General features: G+C 66.8%; 18 protein-coding genes. 7 read left to right on the top strand and 11 right to left on the bottom strand.

What is annotated here, in order from left to right; translation table 11 throughout:
- From VKF82_07005 to VKF82_06995, 3 genes are all read left to right on the top strand, one after another.
- Positions 1-1,218, top strand: a 1,218-nt coding sequence (locus VKF82_07005; protein HME81809.1) for a copper amine oxidase N-terminal domain-containing protein, incomplete at its 5' end; no start/stop codon positions are given.
- A gap of 391 nt (positions 1,219-1,609) precedes the next feature.
- Positions 1,610-3,067, top strand: a complete 1,458-nt coding sequence (locus VKF82_07000) for a copper amine oxidase N-terminal domain-containing protein (protein ID HME81808.1) — start codon at positions 1,610-1,612, stop codon at positions 3,065-3,067.
- Between the two features lie 67 nt (positions 3,068-3,134).
- Positions 3,135-3,827 (top strand): carbonic anhydrase, encoded by a 693-nt coding sequence (locus VKF82_06995; GenBank protein HME81807.1) that lies wholly within the window; start codon positions 3,135-3,137, stop codon positions 3,825-3,827.
- Here VKF82_06995 and VKF82_06990 read toward each other — a convergent pair.
- Together VKF82_06990 and VKF82_06985 are read right to left on the bottom strand one after the other, a co-directional pair.
- Positions 3,824-4,393 (bottom strand): hypothetical protein, encoded by a 570-nt coding sequence (locus VKF82_06990; GenBank protein ID HME81806.1) that lies wholly within the window; start codon positions 4,391-4,393, stop codon positions 3,824-3,826. The genes VKF82_06995 and VKF82_06990 overlap by 4 nt on opposite strands.
- Positions 4,394-4,435: 42 nt before the next feature.
- On the bottom strand, positions 4,436-4,948 hold the full coding sequence (locus VKF82_06985) for a hypothetical protein (protein ID HME81805.1): 513 nt from the start codon (positions 4,946-4,948) through the stop codon (positions 4,436-4,438).
- Positions 4,949-5,070: 122 nt separating this feature from the next.
- On the opposite strand from VKF82_06985, the gene VKF82_06980 reads away from it, so the two are divergent.
- Genes VKF82_06980 through VKF82_06970 form a run of 3 tightly spaced genes read left to right on the top strand, consistent with a single transcriptional unit; the run spans position 5,071 to position 8,004 of the window.
- A complete protein-coding gene (locus tag VKF82_06980; protein HME81804.1) occupies positions 5,071-5,646 on the top strand; it encodes a DUF4337 family protein in 576 nt (191 codons plus the stop codon).
- Positions 5,622-6,956, top strand: coding sequence for a YncE family protein (locus VKF82_06975; protein HME81803.1), 1,335 nt, complete (start codon positions 5,622-5,624; stop codon positions 6,954-6,956). Before VKF82_06980 ends, VKF82_06975 begins: the two co-directional genes overlap by 25 nt.
- Before the next feature lie 4 nt (positions 6,957-6,960).
- Positions 6,961-8,004 carry a zinc-binding dehydrogenase gene (locus VKF82_06970; GenBank protein ID HME81802.1) on the top strand — a complete coding sequence of 348 codons (1,044 nt, stop codon included), beginning with the start codon at positions 6,961-6,963 and terminating at the stop codon, positions 8,002-8,004.
- Between the two features lie 10 nt (positions 8,005-8,014).
- On the opposite strand, the gene VKF82_06965 is transcribed toward VKF82_06970, so the two are convergent.
- From VKF82_06965 to VKF82_06950, 4 genes are read right to left on the bottom strand one after another with little or no spacing between them, the layout of a single operon-like run.
- Positions 8,015-9,664, bottom strand: coding sequence for an ABC transporter substrate-binding protein (locus tag VKF82_06965; GenBank protein HME81801.1), 1,650 nt, complete (start codon positions 9,662-9,664; stop codon positions 8,015-8,017).
- Positions 9,665-9,676: 12 nt separating this feature from the next.
- Positions 9,677-10,870 carry an amidohydrolase family protein gene (locus tag VKF82_06960; GenBank protein HME81800.1) on the bottom strand — a complete coding sequence of 398 codons (1,194 nt, stop codon included), beginning with the start codon at positions 10,868-10,870 and terminating at the stop codon, positions 9,677-9,679.
- 15 nt (positions 10,871-10,885) lie between these two features.
- The gene (locus tag VKF82_06955) at positions 10,886-12,478 is read right to left on the bottom strand and encodes an aspartyl protease family protein (GenBank protein ID HME81799.1); all 1,593 of its coding nucleotides are present in this window, start codon (positions 12,476-12,478) and stop codon (positions 10,886-10,888) included.
- 5 nt (positions 12,479-12,483) lie between these two features.
- The gene (locus tag VKF82_06950) at positions 12,484-13,431 is read right to left on the bottom strand and encodes a hypothetical protein (GenBank protein HME81798.1); all 948 of its coding nucleotides are present in this window, start codon (positions 13,429-13,431) and stop codon (positions 12,484-12,486) included.
- 49 nt (positions 13,432-13,480) lie between these two features.
- Here VKF82_06950 and VKF82_06945 point away from each other — a divergent pair, with 49 nt between their 5' ends.
- Complete coding sequence (locus VKF82_06945; protein ID HME81797.1) at positions 13,481-13,684, top strand: hypothetical protein; 204 nt, start codon at positions 13,481-13,483, stop codon at positions 13,682-13,684.
- A gap of 10 nt (positions 13,685-13,694) precedes the next feature.
- Here the strand turns inward: VKF82_06945 and VKF82_06940 are convergent, their stop codons facing one another.
- From VKF82_06940 to VKF82_06920, 5 genes are all read right to left on the bottom strand, one after another.
- A complete protein-coding gene (locus tag VKF82_06940) occupies positions 13,695-14,267 on the bottom strand; it encodes a sulfite oxidase-like oxidoreductase (GenBank protein HME81796.1) in 573 nt (190 codons plus the stop codon).
- Positions 14,268-14,277: 10 nt separating this feature from the next.
- Positions 14,278-14,943 (bottom strand): thiamine phosphate synthase, encoded by a 666-nt coding sequence (thiE, locus tag VKF82_06935; GenBank protein ID HME81795.1) that lies wholly within the window; start codon positions 14,941-14,943, stop codon positions 14,278-14,280.
- On the bottom strand, positions 14,943-15,149 hold the full coding sequence (gene thiS, locus VKF82_06930) for a sulfur carrier protein ThiS (GenBank protein ID HME81794.1): 207 nt from the start codon (positions 15,147-15,149) through the stop codon (positions 14,943-14,945). Before thiS ends, thiE begins: the two co-directional genes overlap by 1 nt.
- 1 nt (position 15,150) lies before the next feature.
- The gene (thiH, locus tag VKF82_06925) at positions 15,151-16,284 is read right to left on the bottom strand and encodes a 2-iminoacetate synthase ThiH (protein ID HME81793.1); all 1,134 of its coding nucleotides are present in this window, start codon (positions 16,282-16,284) and stop codon (positions 15,151-15,153) included.
- Positions 16,281-17,072 (bottom strand): thiazole synthase (locus VKF82_06920; protein HME81792.1); only part of this gene is annotated, 792 nt, incomplete at its 5' end. The genes thiH and VKF82_06920, both read right to left, overlap by 4 nt.

The raw sequence follows: 17,072 nt of genomic DNA, 5'->3' as shown, positions 1-17,072 counted from the left end.
ATGAATTTCGGCTCGCCGCCGTCCGGCGAGATTCCCATCCTTTATAACGACCACCACGTCTATGCCAACCCCAGCGAGCTCAAGCAGAACCGCACCCTCGCCGCCCTCGTCAAGAACGGCGTGATCCTCGTGCCCCTGCGCAGCATGTTCGAAGCGATGGGCGCCACGGTCAAATGGGATGCGGCCAGCAAGACCGCCACGGCCATGAAGGAAGGCGCTTCGGTGCAGGTGACGCTCGGCAAGACCGAAGCCGTCATCAACGGCGAGTCGCGTCCGCTCGACGTGCCGCCTGAGATGTACAAGGGTGCGCTCGTCGTGCCCGTGCGCGTCATGTCCGAAGCTCTTGGCGCTTATGTCCAGTGGGTGCCCGACCGGCGCATCACCGTCGTGCGGTATATCCCGCCGACGCCCGTGCCGACGCCGCCGCCCACGCCCCCGCCGACCCCGGTCCCGACGCCGGCTCCCACCGCGACGCCGACGCCTGCTCCGGCCGCACCCAGCTATCTCGGCTTCGTGCAGGGCGCATATGTCTTCCACCGCGTCTCCAACGAGTTTGCTGCGCAGCAGACCTCGACCGGCAGCTACCAGTACGCAGGCGCGTTGCTGTTCGACCCGTTCGCGCTCAAGGTCAGTCTGCGCAGCGACCAATACACGACGACCACAAACGGCGTTGCGCCGGTACCGATCCAGATCTGCAACCCTTCGCTCTCGCCGAATCCGACAACACCCGGCAATCCGGTGACGATCTTCAACACGATCGACGGCGGTCAGTGCTACGTGCCGCCGTTCAACGCGCGCCAAACCCTGGCTGAGGGCCGGCTCGAGTACAAGATCTTCAATCCTAACTTCTACGTCGGCGTCTCGTACGGTGGCGCGGCCACCAACTACGGCTATCCCAAGCTCAACGGCTTCGGATTCGGCCTCGAGAAGCTGCCGGACCTTGACCAGAGCTTCACGCTGCACGGATCGTACTTCTACTATCCGAACATGGCGGGGAACTACACGGTCAATGACCCGAACAGCCCGAACTTCAACGTGACCTACAGACAGCAGTACCACATGCAGGTCTACGACGTCGGACTCGACTACGTGTTCAGCAAGACCTTCCCGGTCTATCTGTACGCGGGCTGGGATGGCGACATCTACGTCGCGCAAAATGCGGCGCCGATCAACCAGACCCACTCGGGTCCCTACGTCGGCCTCGGCTTCCGCTTCTAGGACGCACGCGTAACGGTCGAGTAAACTCGACCGCTCCAGACCGCTCCAGACGATTGAAGGCGGCGCATCACACGCGCCGCCTTCAATGTTGTTAGCGCAAAAAAAGACGAGTCGGTTGGCGCCGACCGCGCCATTTCTGGTGTCCCGCAACTGCAAGCCGGCTTGCGGCGGAAACCCGCACTGCGGGAGGGCTTGCTGTTCCGCAGGGGAAAGGTCCTTTGATGCGGCCACCGTGCGAGTGCTTCCGTACCGTTGGGGGTTGCTTTTTTGGGGACGCGAGACCCGCTGTCTCCCGCTCACGGGTCATGGCGGCAATAGCCGGGTCGATCGTTACTTGTGGAGCAAAATGAATGTCAGGGTCTTATTCACTTCGCGCCAGGAGGGTAACAGGTTGAGAAAACTCCACGTCGCGGCCTTCGCAGCAGCATTGTTTGTCGCCGCGGGGATCGCACCCAGCTTCGCTGACGGTTCGGCTGTCAACGTTGCCGCGGTCAATGCGACGATCGCGTCCGGAACGGCAACTTTGGCAACGTCCGGCGCTCAGATCGCAGCTGACTTCGGCTCGCCGCCGTCGGGCGAGATCCCGATCCTTTACAACGACCATCACGTGTACGCGAACCCGAGCCGTCTGAAGCAGAACCGCACGCTCGCGGCGCTGGTCAAGAACGGCGTCATCATGGTTCCGCTGCGCAGCATGTTCGAAGAGATGGGCGCCACCGTCAGCTATGACAACGCCAGCAAGACCGTCACCGCGCAGAAGCCCGGTGCCTCGGTCCAAGTGACGCTCGGCAAGAGCGAAGCCGTGATCAACGGCGAGTCGCGTCCGCTCGACGTGCCGCCCGAGATCTACAAGGGCGTGCTCGTCGTGCCGGTGCGCGTCATGTCGGAAGCGTTGGGCGCGTACGTCCAGTGGGTCGGCGATCGCCGGATCACCGTCGTGCGCTATATCCCGCCGACGCCGGTTCCGACGCCGCCACCGCCGCCGCCGACGCCGGTTCCGACGCTAGCTCCCACGCCGACGCCCACGCCGAAGCCGATCTTGCATCACGGCTTTATCCAAGCCGGTCTGCGCGCTGGCCGGGTGTACAACGAGTACGCCGCCGGACAGAGCGATGTCGGTGTCGGTCAATCGTACGTCGCCGCGGGCGCGTATGAAGTCGCTGACTGGGCGTTCAAGATCGACTGGGTCCAGGACAGCTACAACTCGACGGTCAACGGCGTCGTGCCGCAATCCGTCACCGGTCAACCGATCTGCACGCCTTCGGTCCAAGCCGCAGCGGGTGCGCAGCCGGCCGGATCGCCGACGACGTACTTCAACACCATTGACGGCGGAACGTGCTTCACGCTTCCGTTCAAGGGTCGCGATGCGAACGTCGACGTCCGCGCCGAGTACAAGATCTGGAAACCGGCGAACATGTACATCGTCGGAGCCTATGGGCAAGAGAGCTACAACTCCGGCTTCCCGAACCTGCGTGGTTGGGGCGGCGGCCTTGAGATACTGCCGCGGCTGGATCAGCCGGGCGGCCTGACCTACTACGGGTCGGTGCTCGACTTCCCGTCCAACCAAGGCAACTACACCGTGAGCGACGCGTTCAGTCCGAACTTCGGCAACGTGTATCGCCTGCAGTACAACATCGTGAAGTACGATGTCGGCCTGAACTACACGTTCGCCAATCCGTTCTACGTCTACGCCGGCTGGGGCGGTGACAACCAGCACGGCAACTCGATCACAACCGTGACGTGCAGCGGTGGCGGCATCCCCAACGGCGGCACGTGTCCGCCGAATCCGCCGACCACGTTCAGCCACACGCACGCGGGCTACTACGCCGGCTTGGGCTTCAAGTTCTAAGCGGGATCCCACATGAGAAGAGCGCCTCCGCGGAGGCGCTCTTTTTCTTTAGCGCGAAGGCGACGGCATGCGACACCTCACGAACCGAGCACGATTTCTTTGCGCCGGCGGCGCCGCGTTTGCCGGCGGCTTGCTCGCGGCGGCTCCAGTGAGCGCAGCCGCACCCGCAGGTCCCCAGCCCACGCCCGATGAGGCGCTGCGCCGTCTGACCGACGGCAATCGCCGCTATATGGCCGACGCTGCGATCTACTGCAACCGCAACTACGACCGCAGGCTGGAGACCGCGAAAGGCCAGATGCCGTTCGCAATCGTCTTGAGCTGCTCGGATTCGCGCGTGCCTGCGGAGATCGTCTTCGATCAGCGGGTGGGCGATCTGTTCCTCGTCAGGGTGGCGGGCAACATCGCCGAACCTGCGGGCATCGCCAGCATCGAATACGCAGTCAGCCATTTCCATTCGCCGCTGCTCATGGTCGTCGGGCACGAGAGCTGCGGCGCCGTCGAAGCGACGCTCGATGTCCTTGCCAACGGCAGCGTGCCGCCGGGCCATATCGCTACGCTCACCGATGCCATCGCGCCGGCCGTCCGCGGCGTGCCCAAGGGCACCGACATGCTCGATCAGGCGGTGCGCGCGAACGCGCGTTATGTGGCGCGCGAGCTGCCGGCTCAGTCCACGATCGTGGCGGATGCGGTGCGCGAAAGCAAGCTGCACATCGTCGCAGCCTACTACAGCTTCGCGGACGGTGCCGTCGTCGTCATCTAGCGCCGCAGCTTCGGGTAGAGCGACGCGCCGACGCTGGGCTGCGAATCGGGTGCGCCGGCGAGCGCCATGTCAAACCCCGGCAGCGGGCGATAGCCGGCCAGGATCTCTCGCGCCTCAAAGCCTGGGCGGCTGGCCGGATAGCGCAGTTCGAGGAACATGAGATACCCAAGAGCGCGGTCGTCGGTGAACGCTTGCTGTTTGCTGCGCAAGAACTTCGCATAGTCCAGCATCGTGCCGGGCAGCCAGGTGTCCGATGGATAGCGATCGGCCCAGATGGCCAGCGCATCTTCGACCGCTGACATGCGCGCACGCTGCAGCGGCAGCGCGAGCGGCGAGGTGCCCTCCAGATCCATGTCGCGGATCGCGTTGCGGACGCCTAGATTGCTCAGCCGTTCGGGTCCGAAGTACTCGTCTGCCGGGGCCTGGCGAGGCGGGCCGATGCGCGTACCGGCAACGGGGATCAAAAGCCACGATCCGCTATCGAGCGGCGCACCGCGCGCCGGCCCGGGGATATAGACGAACATGACTGGGATCGCCGCGAGCAGAGCGGCGCGGAGCATGCGCATGCATGCTCGCGCTTCTCAAAGCCGCTCGCGGCGGCCTTCCCGTCAGTTGCTGGTCGTGGTGGAGGCCGGCGCAGGGCTTTGCGCGCCCTGCGCGCCTGCGGCCGGCGGATCGACCGCCGGATCGGGCGCGACCATCGAAGGCGTTTCGACGTGCGCGAGAACCGCATACTTGGTCTTCGGGAACTGCTTGAACAGCACGTTGCGGCAGCGGTCGGCCATCGCGTTGGCTTCGGACGTGTGCATGCGCCAGAAGAGGTGCGACATCTCATAGGCCCGCTTGGGGATCCACGAATCGTGCGGATATTTCGCCGCCCAATCCTCGAGCGCGTCTTCGGCCGCCGACAGCCCCCCTAGTAACCGGGAGGCGAGCGCCGGGTCGAAGTTCTCGCGCTGCTCCGTATCTCGGATCAGGTTGTCGATGCCGAGCGTGCTGATCTTCTGCCGGCCGAAATACTCGTCGGCAGGCGCGACGGCCATTTTCTGGTCGGCCAGCGCCGGCAGCACGAACAGCGCGGCGCAGCACAGCGCGAAGGAGAAGCGAAGGGCGGCGTTCATGGCTCGCATGACCTCATTCAGGCGTAAGGTACCCCAGTACGATTATATTGAGTATCGGCAGAACCCGGCGTGCGTCCGGTCACGGAAAGGCCCCGGCTCCCCAAACCCGAAACCAGCGCGCCGTGCCCGATTATTTGGCCCATGAGGGCCTCGAACATGCACGCGCGGCGCACGAGCATGTCGAAGGCACCTCTGACCCCTTCTTGCGCTACATCCCGGTCGCTGCCGCAGTGCTGGCGGTGTGCGCCGGGCTTTCGAGCTTGTACGGCAACCGGCTCGGCGAGGCCATGCTGTCCTCGGGCAGCCAGGCGGTGCTCGCCCAGACGCAAGCCGCGGACCTGTGGAACGAGTACGAGGCCGACAGCCTCAAAGCGCACATCGACGCCGGCGCCGAGGCGCTCGCGCCGAATGCGACGGTGCGCCAGCGGCTGCACGAGGACGAGATCAAGTACCGCACCAAGCAAGCGCCGCTGGGCGCCGAGGCGATGGCTCTCGAAGACGCGCGTACCGCCTCGCTGACGAAAATGGATAAAGTGGAAGCCAAGAAGCTCGATATGGACGTGGCCACCGCGCTCTTCCAAGTCTCGATCGTGCTGGCTTCGATAGCGGCCATCGTCAAGCGGCCACCCTTGTTCGTCGTGGGGATCATCGGTGGCGCGATAGGCATCGCGTTTTGCGTCGTCGGACTCCTGCGCTGAAACCCGGAGCTCTGATCGCGATCATCGCGGTCGCCGCCGTGTTGAGCGCGGGCGTCACCGGCTACGTCATCCATGCGCGCCAACTCGCGCTGCCGACGCGCATCGAGGTCGCGCCGCTCGACGCGGCGGTGTTCGCCGGATCGTCGATCGCGTTCTCCGCGCACCTCGTCGGCGGCGATGGCAAGCAGTCCGTCCAGTGGAGCGTCGTCGGCCCGGGCAGCGTCGATTCGAGCGGCGTCTACACCGCGCCCCGCCGCAGCGGCGACAGCGCGATCGTAGTGGCGCACGCCGGCGGCGTCTCGGGCGCCGCGCGCGTGCACGTGAGCGGAGCGCCCGGCGACGTGCCGCTGCTGCTCATCGCCTGTTATGAGGGCAATGGCCTCGACGTGCGCGACCTTGTTTCGACGCAGCGCGCCGGGATCGTGAGCGCGCCGGACGATGCGGCAGGCCTCGCGGTGGATGCGCCGCGCCGTCTCGCGTTCGTCGCAGCCAAGGAACGCGTGATGGCGGTCGACCTTACGACCATGACTGCGCGCCTTTCCGACCCTTTGCACGGTTCGCGCTTTTCGGGCGCGGCCGAGCTGGCCGGCGGTTATTTCGCCGCCACGGATAACAACGCGGCCAAAAACGCTCCGGGCGTGTTCTTCTTCCGCATCGGGTCCGATGGGAAACCGGCACTGGTGTCGTCGGTCGCAGCAGGCGAAACGCCTGAAGGCATCGTCGCCGACGCGAGCGGCAGCACGCTGTACGTCACCAACGTCAACAGCGACGAGGTCATCCGGTATTCGTTCGATGGGCGCGGCAATGCGCGGCCCACCGGTCGAGCGGCCACCGGCACGCGGCCGTTCGGCATCGCGCTGGACGCGTCGCGAAACTTGTTGTTCGTGACCGACAACGACACGCCGACCGTCAGCGGCGCGCGCTCGCATCCGGGCCTCGAGGTCTTCACGCTGCCCGCGCTGCGTCGCGCCGGCGATTCGATCGCCACCGGTTCGAAAGACGCGCTCCCGATCGGCGTGGCAGTCGATCCGGCCGCGGGCCGGGTCTTTGTGACCGACGAAGGCGACGCCGACGTCGCCGTTTTCGCGCTGCCGTCGATGAAACGCATCGCGACCATGCCGACCGGCAAGTGGCCCTGGACGCCGCGGTTTGATGAGAGCGCACGCCGCTTATACGTCCCCAGCGCCCATGACGACGTCGTCGACATCTTCGACACGCGCACGCTGAAGCGCATCGGCGAACCGGTGCACACGTGCGCCTATCCGACAAATGTGATGTACGCGCAACGCGCGCGACGGAGGTCAGACTAGAACGATGCGAGCCCTGTATGCCGCCAAGCTCGGCGGCGATACGCCGCTGGCCAACCTCGAATACGGGCAGCGGCCCACCCCGCAGCCCGGTCCCGGCGAGGTGCGCGTCAACGTCCGAGCGGCCACTCTCAATCACCACGATTATTGGACGCTGCGCGGCGTCGTCGGCTATCCGATCACGCCGCCGCGAATTCTCGGCTGCGACGCCGCGGGTGTCGTCGACGCCTACGGCGGCCAGCCGCCTGAAGGCGCGCCTCCTGTCGGCGCCGAGGTCGCGGTCTACTCCGTGCGTTCGTGCGGCCAGTGCCGCGGCTGCCTGACGGGCGACTTCATGTTGTGCCGTACGTTCACCATGCTCAGCGACGGCGACCGCGAGGGATCGTTCGCGGAGTACGTGATCGTGCCGGCGTCGGCGGTGCTGCCCAAGCCGAAAAATCTCTCGTTCGCGCAGACCGCGGCGCTTGGTGTGACCTATCTGACCGCGTATCGCATGCTGTTCACCAAGGCGCATCTGCGGCCCGGCGACACCGCGCTCGTGCAGGGCGCGGGCGGCGGTCTAGCGACCGCCGCGATCCAACTCGCCGGCGGCGCCGGCATCCGCGTCATCGCTTCGTCGCGTGACGAAGCAAAGCTCGATTTCGCCGTGAAGCTCGGCGCGACCGACGGCGTGCTCGCGGGCAAAGAAGCAGCCAAGGCGATCGTCAAGCTGACCGGCGGCGACGGCGTGGACGCCGTCATGGAGTCCGTCGGTGAGCCGACGTGGGGCACCTCGATGCGCGCCGTGCGGCAGGGCGGCATCGTCGTCGTGGCGGGCGCGACCGGCGGCCCGAATCCGCCGGCGGACCTTTCGCGCGTGTTCTGGCGCCAGATCACGGTCGCTGGTTCGAGCATGGGCACGCCGTCGGAGTTCGCCGCCCTCGTGCGCTTTGTCGAGCGCGCCGGCATCAAACCGGCCATCGACCAGGAGTATCCCCTCGACCAAGGGATCAAGGCGTTCGAGCGCATGGCCGCGGGCGAGGTGCAGGGCAAACTCTCGCTGTCCGTCTAGTCCGCGAGAGCTAGATATCCCACTCCCATGCGTTCCAGAAATCGCTGACCGCCGGCGCCGGCTTGAAGTTCTTCATGTCGGTGCTGATGGCGTCGATGTTTGCGCGCCATAGGATGGTGTGCCGCGGCACGATCTCGTATTCGCGCTGCTGCAGTTTGAAAAGATAGGCACGGCGCAGCGCGCGGTCGTACGTCGTGCGCGCCGCTTTCTGATATTGCCCGATCAGCGCGTCTTTGCAAAACGTGTAGTTCTGGCCGTCCGGCGGCACTTGATCCGGTCCAAGCGTCTGGGTGTCGTCCGGTTCGGGCACGGTGTAGCTCCAGGCATACAGCCCGATGTCGAAGCGCCCGCGCGCGAAGGTCCCGTTGGCCCCATAGGTCGCGAAGAGCATGTTCGCGTGATCGTTCTTGACGTCGAGCACGATGCCGGCGTGGCGCAGATCTTGCTGGATCAGCGCCTCGGCTTTTTCGCGCGACGACACGCCCGCTACCGTCGTGATCGTCAATTCGAGCGGCTGACCGTCCTTGACGAGCGTGCCGTCCGCGCCCGGCTTCCAGCCGGCCGCGGCGAAAAGAGCCCGCGCGCGGGCAGGATCGAGCGGATAGGGCGCAACGCTCGCATCGTACGCCCACGAAGACGGCGCGATGTCCGCCATGCCTCTCGCGCCGAGGCCGAGATAGACGTCGTTCCGCAGCTTGTCCCAGTCGATCGAGTAGGCGATCGCCCGGCGCACGCGCACGTCGTCAAGCGGCGGCCGCGCGCAGTTGAAGGTGATGTGCTCGAAGGTCTGGTTCGGCCGCGCGGTCACGCGCACGCCCGGGACCGCCTTGAGCAGCGCGTACTGCACCTCCGGTGCGTCGAAGTAGAAATCGATCTCGTGCGTGCCGACCTGCGTGAGCAGCGTGTTCTGATTGGGGATGATGTGGTATTCGATGCCGCGCAGTTTAGGCGGCCCGCGCCAATAGTGCGGATTGGCATTGAGGAACAGCTCGACGCTGGGCTGGTAGTGCGCCACGACGAACGGCCCGCTGCCGATCGGCGCGATGTTGAACGCGGCGTGGTTGAGGTTCGGATACTTGTCGAGCAGGTGCTTAGGCAGGATCGAACCGAGCGTGCCGTTGCGCATGAAGAAGCCGACGAATGGCGACAGCGGGCCTTTGAGATGCACGATGACCGTATACGGATCCGGCGTGTCGAGCGATGCGATCTGGTCGTATGGATACCTCGACGAAGCGGCGTTGTCCGGGTTCATGATCTGCTGCCAGGTGAATTTGACGTCTGCAGCGGTCAGCGGCACGCCGTCGGAGAACGCCACGCCGTGGCGCAGATGGTACGTTATCGTCTTGCCGTCCGCCGAGATGCCGCCGTTGGCGCGCGACGGCACTGCGAGCGCGACGTCGGGGATCGGTTCGCCGTTATCGTCGTAGTCGATGAGCCCCGAATACAGCAGCTGGCAGACGTCGCCGACGAATAGCTCGGTCGAAAGCACGGGATTGAGGTTGTCGAGCTCTTCGTACGAACCGATGCGCAAGACGCCGCGATGCGTCCAGGCGTGCGTGCCTGCCGGAGCGGTGCTGGTCGAGATCTTGGTGCACGCGCATAGCAGCAGCGCTAAAACCGCCGCCCAAACGCGACGGTCGAATAAATTCGACCGCTCCATAGACGCGCGCATCTATGCGACCGAGGTGAACGCGCCGCGCACCATCACGCCGCGCACCCGGGACGTGGCCTTGATATCCTTGCGCGGGTCGCCGTCCACTGCGATCAGGTCGGCGGACATCCCCTCCTCGAGCACGCCGGTCTCCGCGGCCAGGCCGGCGGCGGCGGCAGCGCCCGCGGTCGCCGCGTGCAGCGCCTGCTCGGTGCTCATCCCGAGCGCGACCATCAACGCCAGTTCGGTGGCGTACAGCTCGTGCCGGTTGAACGGCGTGCCCGCGTCGGTTCCGGCCGCGATCGTCACCCCGGCGCGCAATGCGCGCTTGAAGCTCGCGCGGTGCGCCTCGTACACCTGCTCCGTCTTGCGGCGCGCGTAGTCCGGCACTTCATCGAGATGTTCGTGCAAGAAATGCGGCGCGCACAGGGTCGGCACGTAGGCCGCACCGGTCTTCTTGAAGAGCTTGATCGCCTCGTCGTCGAGATAGCAGCCGTGCTCGATCGTGTCGACGCCGGCGCGCAGCGCGTTCTTGATGCCCTGATTGCCGATCGCATGCGCGGCGACGCGCCGGTCGGCTTTATGCGCCTCGCGCACCGCGACCTCGAGCTCGTCCGGATCGAGCTGCGAACTGCCCACCTCGACGCCCGGCGAGAGCACGCCGCCGGTCGCGATGACTTTGATGCAGTCGGCGCCGCGCTTGAGGTTGCGCCGCACGGTCTTGCGCATCTCATCCGGGCCGTCGGTCTCGTCGGCGATGAACCAGCCGTGGCCGCCGGTCATGCAGACCACGACGCCCGCGCTGAGGATCCGCGGTCCGGTCACCCAACCTTTGCGCACGGCGTCGCGGACGGCGATCGCAGCGGCGTACTTGGTGCCGAGGTCGCGCACCGTCGTGACGCCGGCATGCAACGTGCGCCGCGCGCTGTCGACGCAGGTCATCACGGCATTGGCCTCGCTGATCAACAGCGCGGCGGTGAGGAAATCGGCCCCGCATTCGGAGTCGAGATGGGCGTGCAGATTGATCATGCCGGGCATCACGGTGTGCTTGGATGCGTCGACGATCTTCGCGCCCTTGACAAGGCGCTCGACGGCGCCGCGCGCTCCGGCCGCGACGATGCGCCCGTCTTCGACGAGCACCGATCCGCCGGCGATGCCCTTGGCGCCGGCGGCGGTCAACAGAAGCTTTGCGCGCACGAGCGTGCGTGAGGCCATGGATGCTCCTTTGCGTCAGCCGTTGCGGATCAGTTCGACGCGCTGGCGCGCATAGTCGAGGTACACGATGAAGCGCGATAGCGTCGGCGCTCCGATCAATCCGTCCTCGTCTTCGCGCTCGAGCGCGCGCGCGGCATGCGTCACGTAGACCTGGACATACTCGAATTGCGCGCCGGCGAAACGCAGCGAGCGGATCTCCGTCGGCACGAGCAGGACCTGGCCGCCGACGCCCTGCGCTAGCGTCGGATACTCGCGGCGCTCGGCCAGGCCACCGCCCTGATCGGCGACCGCATCTGGATGGTCGGCCGCGAAGCCGGAGAAGATGATGGTGAACGTCGAGCCGGTGTCGATGATGAAATGATCGCCTTCGTCATCGCCCACTTCCGCGCTGACCAGCGGCACGCCGTCGTCCAGCGCGACCGGCAGCGAGACGGCCGCCTGCGGCGCCACGAAGCGTGAGGGATCGATCGCGTCGACCGTGCCGCGCGCGTAGTCGATGCGCACGACGGCGTCCTTGAAGAAGTCAAAGCCCAGCAAGCCGACGATCTTCGTATCGGCGGTCGGCTGCGATTGGAACGGGATCGTCGAGACGATGACGTCGTGCATCAGCAGGTCGCCGATGCGGATCTCCGGCACGATCGCGGTCGAGCGGTCGAACTGGCCGGCGATCTCCTGGGTGACCTTGCCGAAGGTCGCGAGGTGAAGCGCCTGAGCCATGCCCGAATCCACGGCGATGTCGCCGGCGCCGGAATCGAGCAAGAAATCAAGGCCGCGGCCGGCGATCGTCAAGCGCACGATCACTCGGCCGTTGACGACGCGCGCCGGCAAGCGGACCTGGGTCTCGCCGGTCGGAAATTCCACAAGCATCCGGCGGTCCGCGGGGATCTCGAGATCGGCGGCGGCGACGGGCACGTCGTTGCGCAGCGAGAGCAACGTCCAATCCTCGTCGTTGTTCGCGTGACCGTCGCTGATATGGTGGTGCCAGGCATGCATCTCGCCGTCGATCGGCCGCCAATCGTCGTACTCGGTCACGGTGCGCCGCTCGGCTTCCACGCTCTCTTCCCGGTCGATCAAGCCGCTGGCGGCATCGAAGAACAGCCAGACGAGCCGGCCGCCTTCGGGATGGACGCGCACCACGTAGGCGTGCGCCGGTGCGTCGATCTCGCCGACCAGCTCGATCCCGCGCCCGGGCGAGCGTGGATGATCCAGGGCGTAGTCGAGCGCTTCCTCGCTGATCGCGGACTTTTGATGGATGTCCTGGCGCAGCACGGTCAGGCCGTTCTCGTCTTGGCGCCAGCTCTGGCCGTGCCAGCGCCCGTTCATGCTCGTAAGCGGGCCCAGCGTCAGCACGGCTCGGTAATCGTCCCCCGACGTCGTCTCGACGTAGCTGCCGGTCAAGCCGCGTTCGGATACGCGCCACTGCTCGATGCGGGTGTGCACGATCTGAGCGTTTTCGGACGAGTCGTAATGCGCGAGGACGTCGCTCAACGATGCCGTGGTCGGCTGCAGGCCTGGCGGTGCATCCTCAAGCGAACCCGCCGCGGAAGTGGCTGACAACCAGAACAGCGCTGCGGCGCATGTCAGCGCGCAAAGCACGGCCTGCTTCATGGACATCACTTTGCCTTCTTCCCCGGCCGTTCCGCCAAACCGGCGCCCATGACGACGATGACGTAGCCGACCAGACCAGCGCCGAGCAACAGCACGCCTAGCGCGAACGGCACGAGCGCCGGCGCCGACGACAGCATGACGACCGGATAGTGCCCCAGCGTGAACGTCAGGATCATTCCGGCAGCGCGAACGGGCCGGCCGCTGATCGTCGCACCGCGATATAGCTGCGCGCCGTTCTCCTCAGCTATCTGCAGCAGGATGAACGGCGACGAGATGACGATGCCTTTCGACTCGTCGCGATACGATTGATAATAGGCGACGCTCACGCTACGATGCAGCGGCGGCACCGCGAAGTAGTCGAGCCGCTGGTCGCCGCGCGAGACCGGAAACGTCAGATACGGGGAGATGAAGGTCGCGCCTTGCGGCTGGGTGACGGTCACGGCCTTGCCGTCGAGCGTCGTCGCGCGCACCAGTGCGATCGGTCCCGAGGATGCCGCCAGGACGTACTGTCCGATCCTGCGCTCGTCACCCGCGCGCAAGGGGCGCTCTTTCGACCCCTCGAGCAGGTCGACGCTGTCGGGCGAATCGCCCGCGCGCATCTGCGCCTCCGTGAGAGCCGGAAAGCGCACCGCGAGCGACGCGCCCTGGCGCACCGGCGTCGTCTGCCCCGGGGAACCGGGCAGCATGTGGGGCTGGCCGACGGCGAAGGCCGCCGACGCCATCGCCGCGCACAGCAACGAGCCGCCGAAGCCGCCCAGCGCCGCGAAGCGTTCCTCTGCGCTGCGGGGCCGCAGGCCTGCAACCGCCTGTGCGAGCAGCAGCAGACCCACGATCGCGCAGGCGACCGCGAAGAACCACTGGTGGAACAGCGGCTCGAACGGGTGATACGCGAAGATGGTAGCTGCCGCAGCCGCGACGATCGCGACCGCCAGCGTCGGCACTCCGGCTCGCATGACCGTCCTCTTTGTAACGTTTGGGCGAAAATCCGGTCATACGACCAGAATGTCGAGATGCGCCTTCTGTGGCCGCGAGCAGACGCTGGGCCACCATTTTTTTGCCCACCGCTTCGCTGCGCGCCGGGTCGAGACCGTCAAGGTCTGCGAAGGCTGCGAGACCGAGGCGCGCGCGGCCGGTTTCACGCTGGCGGAGCGCGAGCCGAGCACCGAGCCGAGCGCGTGGGAAGAGTCCGGCACGACCCCGCCCTAGGGCGCTCACCTCACCAGTAGCGTTCTTCTTTCCACGGGTCCGCGTCGTTGTTGTACCCTCTGACCTCCCAGAAACCGGGTTTGTCTTCGCTGCTGAATTCCACGCCGTTGCACCACTTCGTGCTCTTCCAGAAATAGCGTTTGGGGATGAACATGCGCATCGGTCCGCCGTGGATCGGCTCGAGCGGCTTGCCTTCATATTGATAGGCGAAAAGCACGTCGTCGTCGGCCGCTACGGCGAGCGGCACATTCGCCGAATAGCCGTTCGCGCCGTGCGTGGTCACGAACTTGGCCGCCCCCGCGGGTTTGCACAGTTTGACGATCTCGGCGAACGGCACGCCGTACCAGGTCGTGTCGAACTTCGTCCAGCGCGTGACGCAGTGGATGTCCGTCTTCACGGTCTTGCCGGGCAGCGCCGTGAACTGGTCCCAGGTGAGCTCCTGCTGCTGCTCCACCTCGCCGAAGATGCGAAAGCGCCAGCGTTGCGGATCGAACGCAGGCACGCTTCCGACGTGCAGCACCGGGAAGTCGCGCACGAAGTATTGGCCGGGCGGCAGACGCTTTGGATCGGCTTTTGTCTCCATCGTTCTCGTCCTATGTCGTGGCGCGTTCACAAGACGCGCCGGCGGTCGCATGATCCATCGCGTCGCGCACGTCGCGCGCCGCTGCCTCGGGATCGGGCGCCTGCGCGATCCAGCGCAGGATAGAGATCCGCTGCGCGCCGGCGCGCACCGCCTCGGCCAGATTGCCCGGATCGAGCCCGCCGATCGCGAAGAACGGCTGCGCGGCGTGCGCGGCGGCGTAGCGTAGGAGGTCGAGTCCGACCGCCGGGCGGCCGGGTTTGGTCGGTGTTTCGTGGATGGGCCCGACGCCGATGTAGTCGACGTCGCGGCCGGCGGCGTCGATCTGCTCCCGCGAGTGCGTTGACAGGCCGATGATGGCTGCCGGCCCCAACAGCGCTCGCGCAGCGCCGACCGGCAGATCATCCTGTCCGAGGTGCACGCCGTCCGCGTGCGCGGCGAGGGCGATGTCCGCGCGATCGTTGACGATGAAGGGCACGCCGAGCCGGCTACACGTGCGCGCGCACGATGCGGCGGCCTCGAGCAGCGCGCTATCCGCGAAATTCTTCTCGCGTAATTGGAACATGTCCACGCCGCCGCGAACGGCAGCCTCCAACAATCGGATCAAGCCGCCGGGCGGCGACGCGTCGCTGATCAAGTACAGTCTGACGCCGGAGAGGCGCGCGGATGCCGCGGACATCAGCCGCCCCCTACCATCTGCGCGATCTCGATGCGATCGCCGGCCTCGATCGGCGTGGCGGCGAAACGCTCGCGCGGCAGCGGCTCGCCGTTGTATTCGACGAACACCTGCAGCGGCGTCAGGTTGGCCGACGCGAGCAGGTCGGCCACTGTCATGCCCGGCGTCGCCGTGCGCGCCTTGCCATTGGCCGTGAACGTGGCTTCCATCCTAGTCCGCCACGGCGCGCGCGACCGGCGCGGCCATGATTTCCCAATCTTTGAACACGGGCTCGTATCCCAGCTCGCGCAGGCGTTGCGCGACTTCTTCGGGCGAGCGGTGATCCTCGAGCTCGAACTGCTCGCCGGCCGCGCCCGGCTCGCCGTAGCCGCCCGGTTCGGTGCTCGAACCGGCGCTCATCAGCGTGACGCCGAGCGGCACGAGCCGATCGCGCAACTGCGGCGCCTCGCGCGTCGAGAGCGTGATGCCCGCGGTGGGCAGAGCGAGGCGCAGAAACGTCATGACGTGCACGAAGTCGCGATCGCCGACCAGGTGCTTGGGCACGTAGCCGCCTTGCGCGTGATTGATGCGCGGCAGCGACACGTTGATCTGCGAACGCCAGCAGTGCCGCTCCAACCAGCGCGCGTGCGTCAGCAGCGCCAGCGCTTCGAAGCGCCAATCGGCGAGCCCGAGCAGCGCGCCGATGCCGAGGTGGCGCACGCCTGCGCGCGACGCCCGCTCGGGCGCGTCGAGCCGCCACTCGTAATGCTTCTTCGGACCGCCCAGATGGTGGGTCGCATACGCCTGCGGATCGTAGGTCTCCTGATAGAGCACAACGCCGTCGCAGCCGGCCGCGACGTAACGCCGGTAGTCATCCTCTTCGGCTGCGGCGATCTCGAGCGCGACATACGGGGCGATCAGTTTGGTCTCGCGCACGCACTGCGCCACGTACTCGGGATACACGTGTTTGGGATGCTCGGCGGAGACCAGCAAGATGCTCTTGATGCCTCGAGTCGCGAGCGTGCGCGCCTCGCGCACGACCTCGTCGATGCGCAGCGTGCGCCGCGCGATCGGCAACCCCATCGAAAAGCCGCAGTAGGTGCACGTGCACACGCACTCGTTGGAGAGGTACAGCGGCGCGTACAGGCCGATCGTCTTGCCGAAGCGCGCGACGGTCGAGCGATGCGCCAGCGCGGCCAGCTCTTCGAGCTGCTCGCCGGCGGCCGGCGATAGCAGCGTGGCTGCATCCTCGAGCGTGGCTGCGCCGCGCTGCGCGGCGGCACGCACAGCCGCTGACGATGCGCGCGCGCTGCGCTCGAGCAGCTCGCGGGTCGCGCGAGGATCGAACGTGGCGGAGAACGTCACCGCGCCTGCGATTCCGGCGATCCCAGAAAACCGGTCAGCGGGCTGGATGCCGACGCGCTCGAAAGCTCCGGCGCCCGCCCTGCGAGCCAAGCGGTCCGCCCAGCCTCGACGCCCAGCGCGAAGGCGCGCGCCATGCGCACCGGGTTGGCCGCGGTGGCGATGGCCGTGTTGACGAGGACGGCATCAGCGCCCATCTCCATCGCGGCGGCCGCGTGCGAAGGCACGCCGAGACCCGCGTCGACGACGACCGGCACCGTGGCCTGCTCGATGATGATCGCGATCGCAGCTTCCATCTTCAATCCGCGGCCCGAGCCGATCGGCGCGGCCAGCGGCATCACCGCGGCGACGCCGACCTCTTCGAGGCGCTTGGCGAGCACCGGATCGGCGTGGATATAGGGCAGCACCGTGAACCCGTCTGCGACCAGCGCCTCGCAGGCCACAAGCGTTTCGATCGGATCGGGCATCAGATAGCGCGGGTCCGGGATGACCTCGACCTTGATCCATGGCGGCAAGCCGGCCGAGCGTGCGAGTTTGGCCAGGCGTATCGCCTCGGCGGCATCGGTGGCGCCCGAGGTGTTGGGCATGATGAGGTAGCGGTCGCGATCGATGAAGCCGGTGATCGGATCGCTGGGCGCGTCGAGGTCGACGCGCCGCAGCGCGACGGTGACGAGCTGCGTGCGGGCCGCGGCGAGCGCGTCGGCCATGACCTCCGGGCTGCCGAACTTGCCGGTGCCGACGATGAGGCGCGATTCGAACGCGCGGCCCCCGAGCGCAAGGTGGTCGGTCAA

This window comes from Candidatus Eremiobacteraceae bacterium (assembly GCA_035314825.1).
In the GTDB taxonomy this organism is placed as follows: Bacteria; Vulcanimicrobiota; Vulcanimicrobiia; order Eremiobacterales; family Eremiobacteraceae; genus JAFAHD01.
The sequence above is the reverse complement of the archived record's forward strand: the minus strand, read 5'-3'. Positions and strand labels throughout refer to the sequence as shown.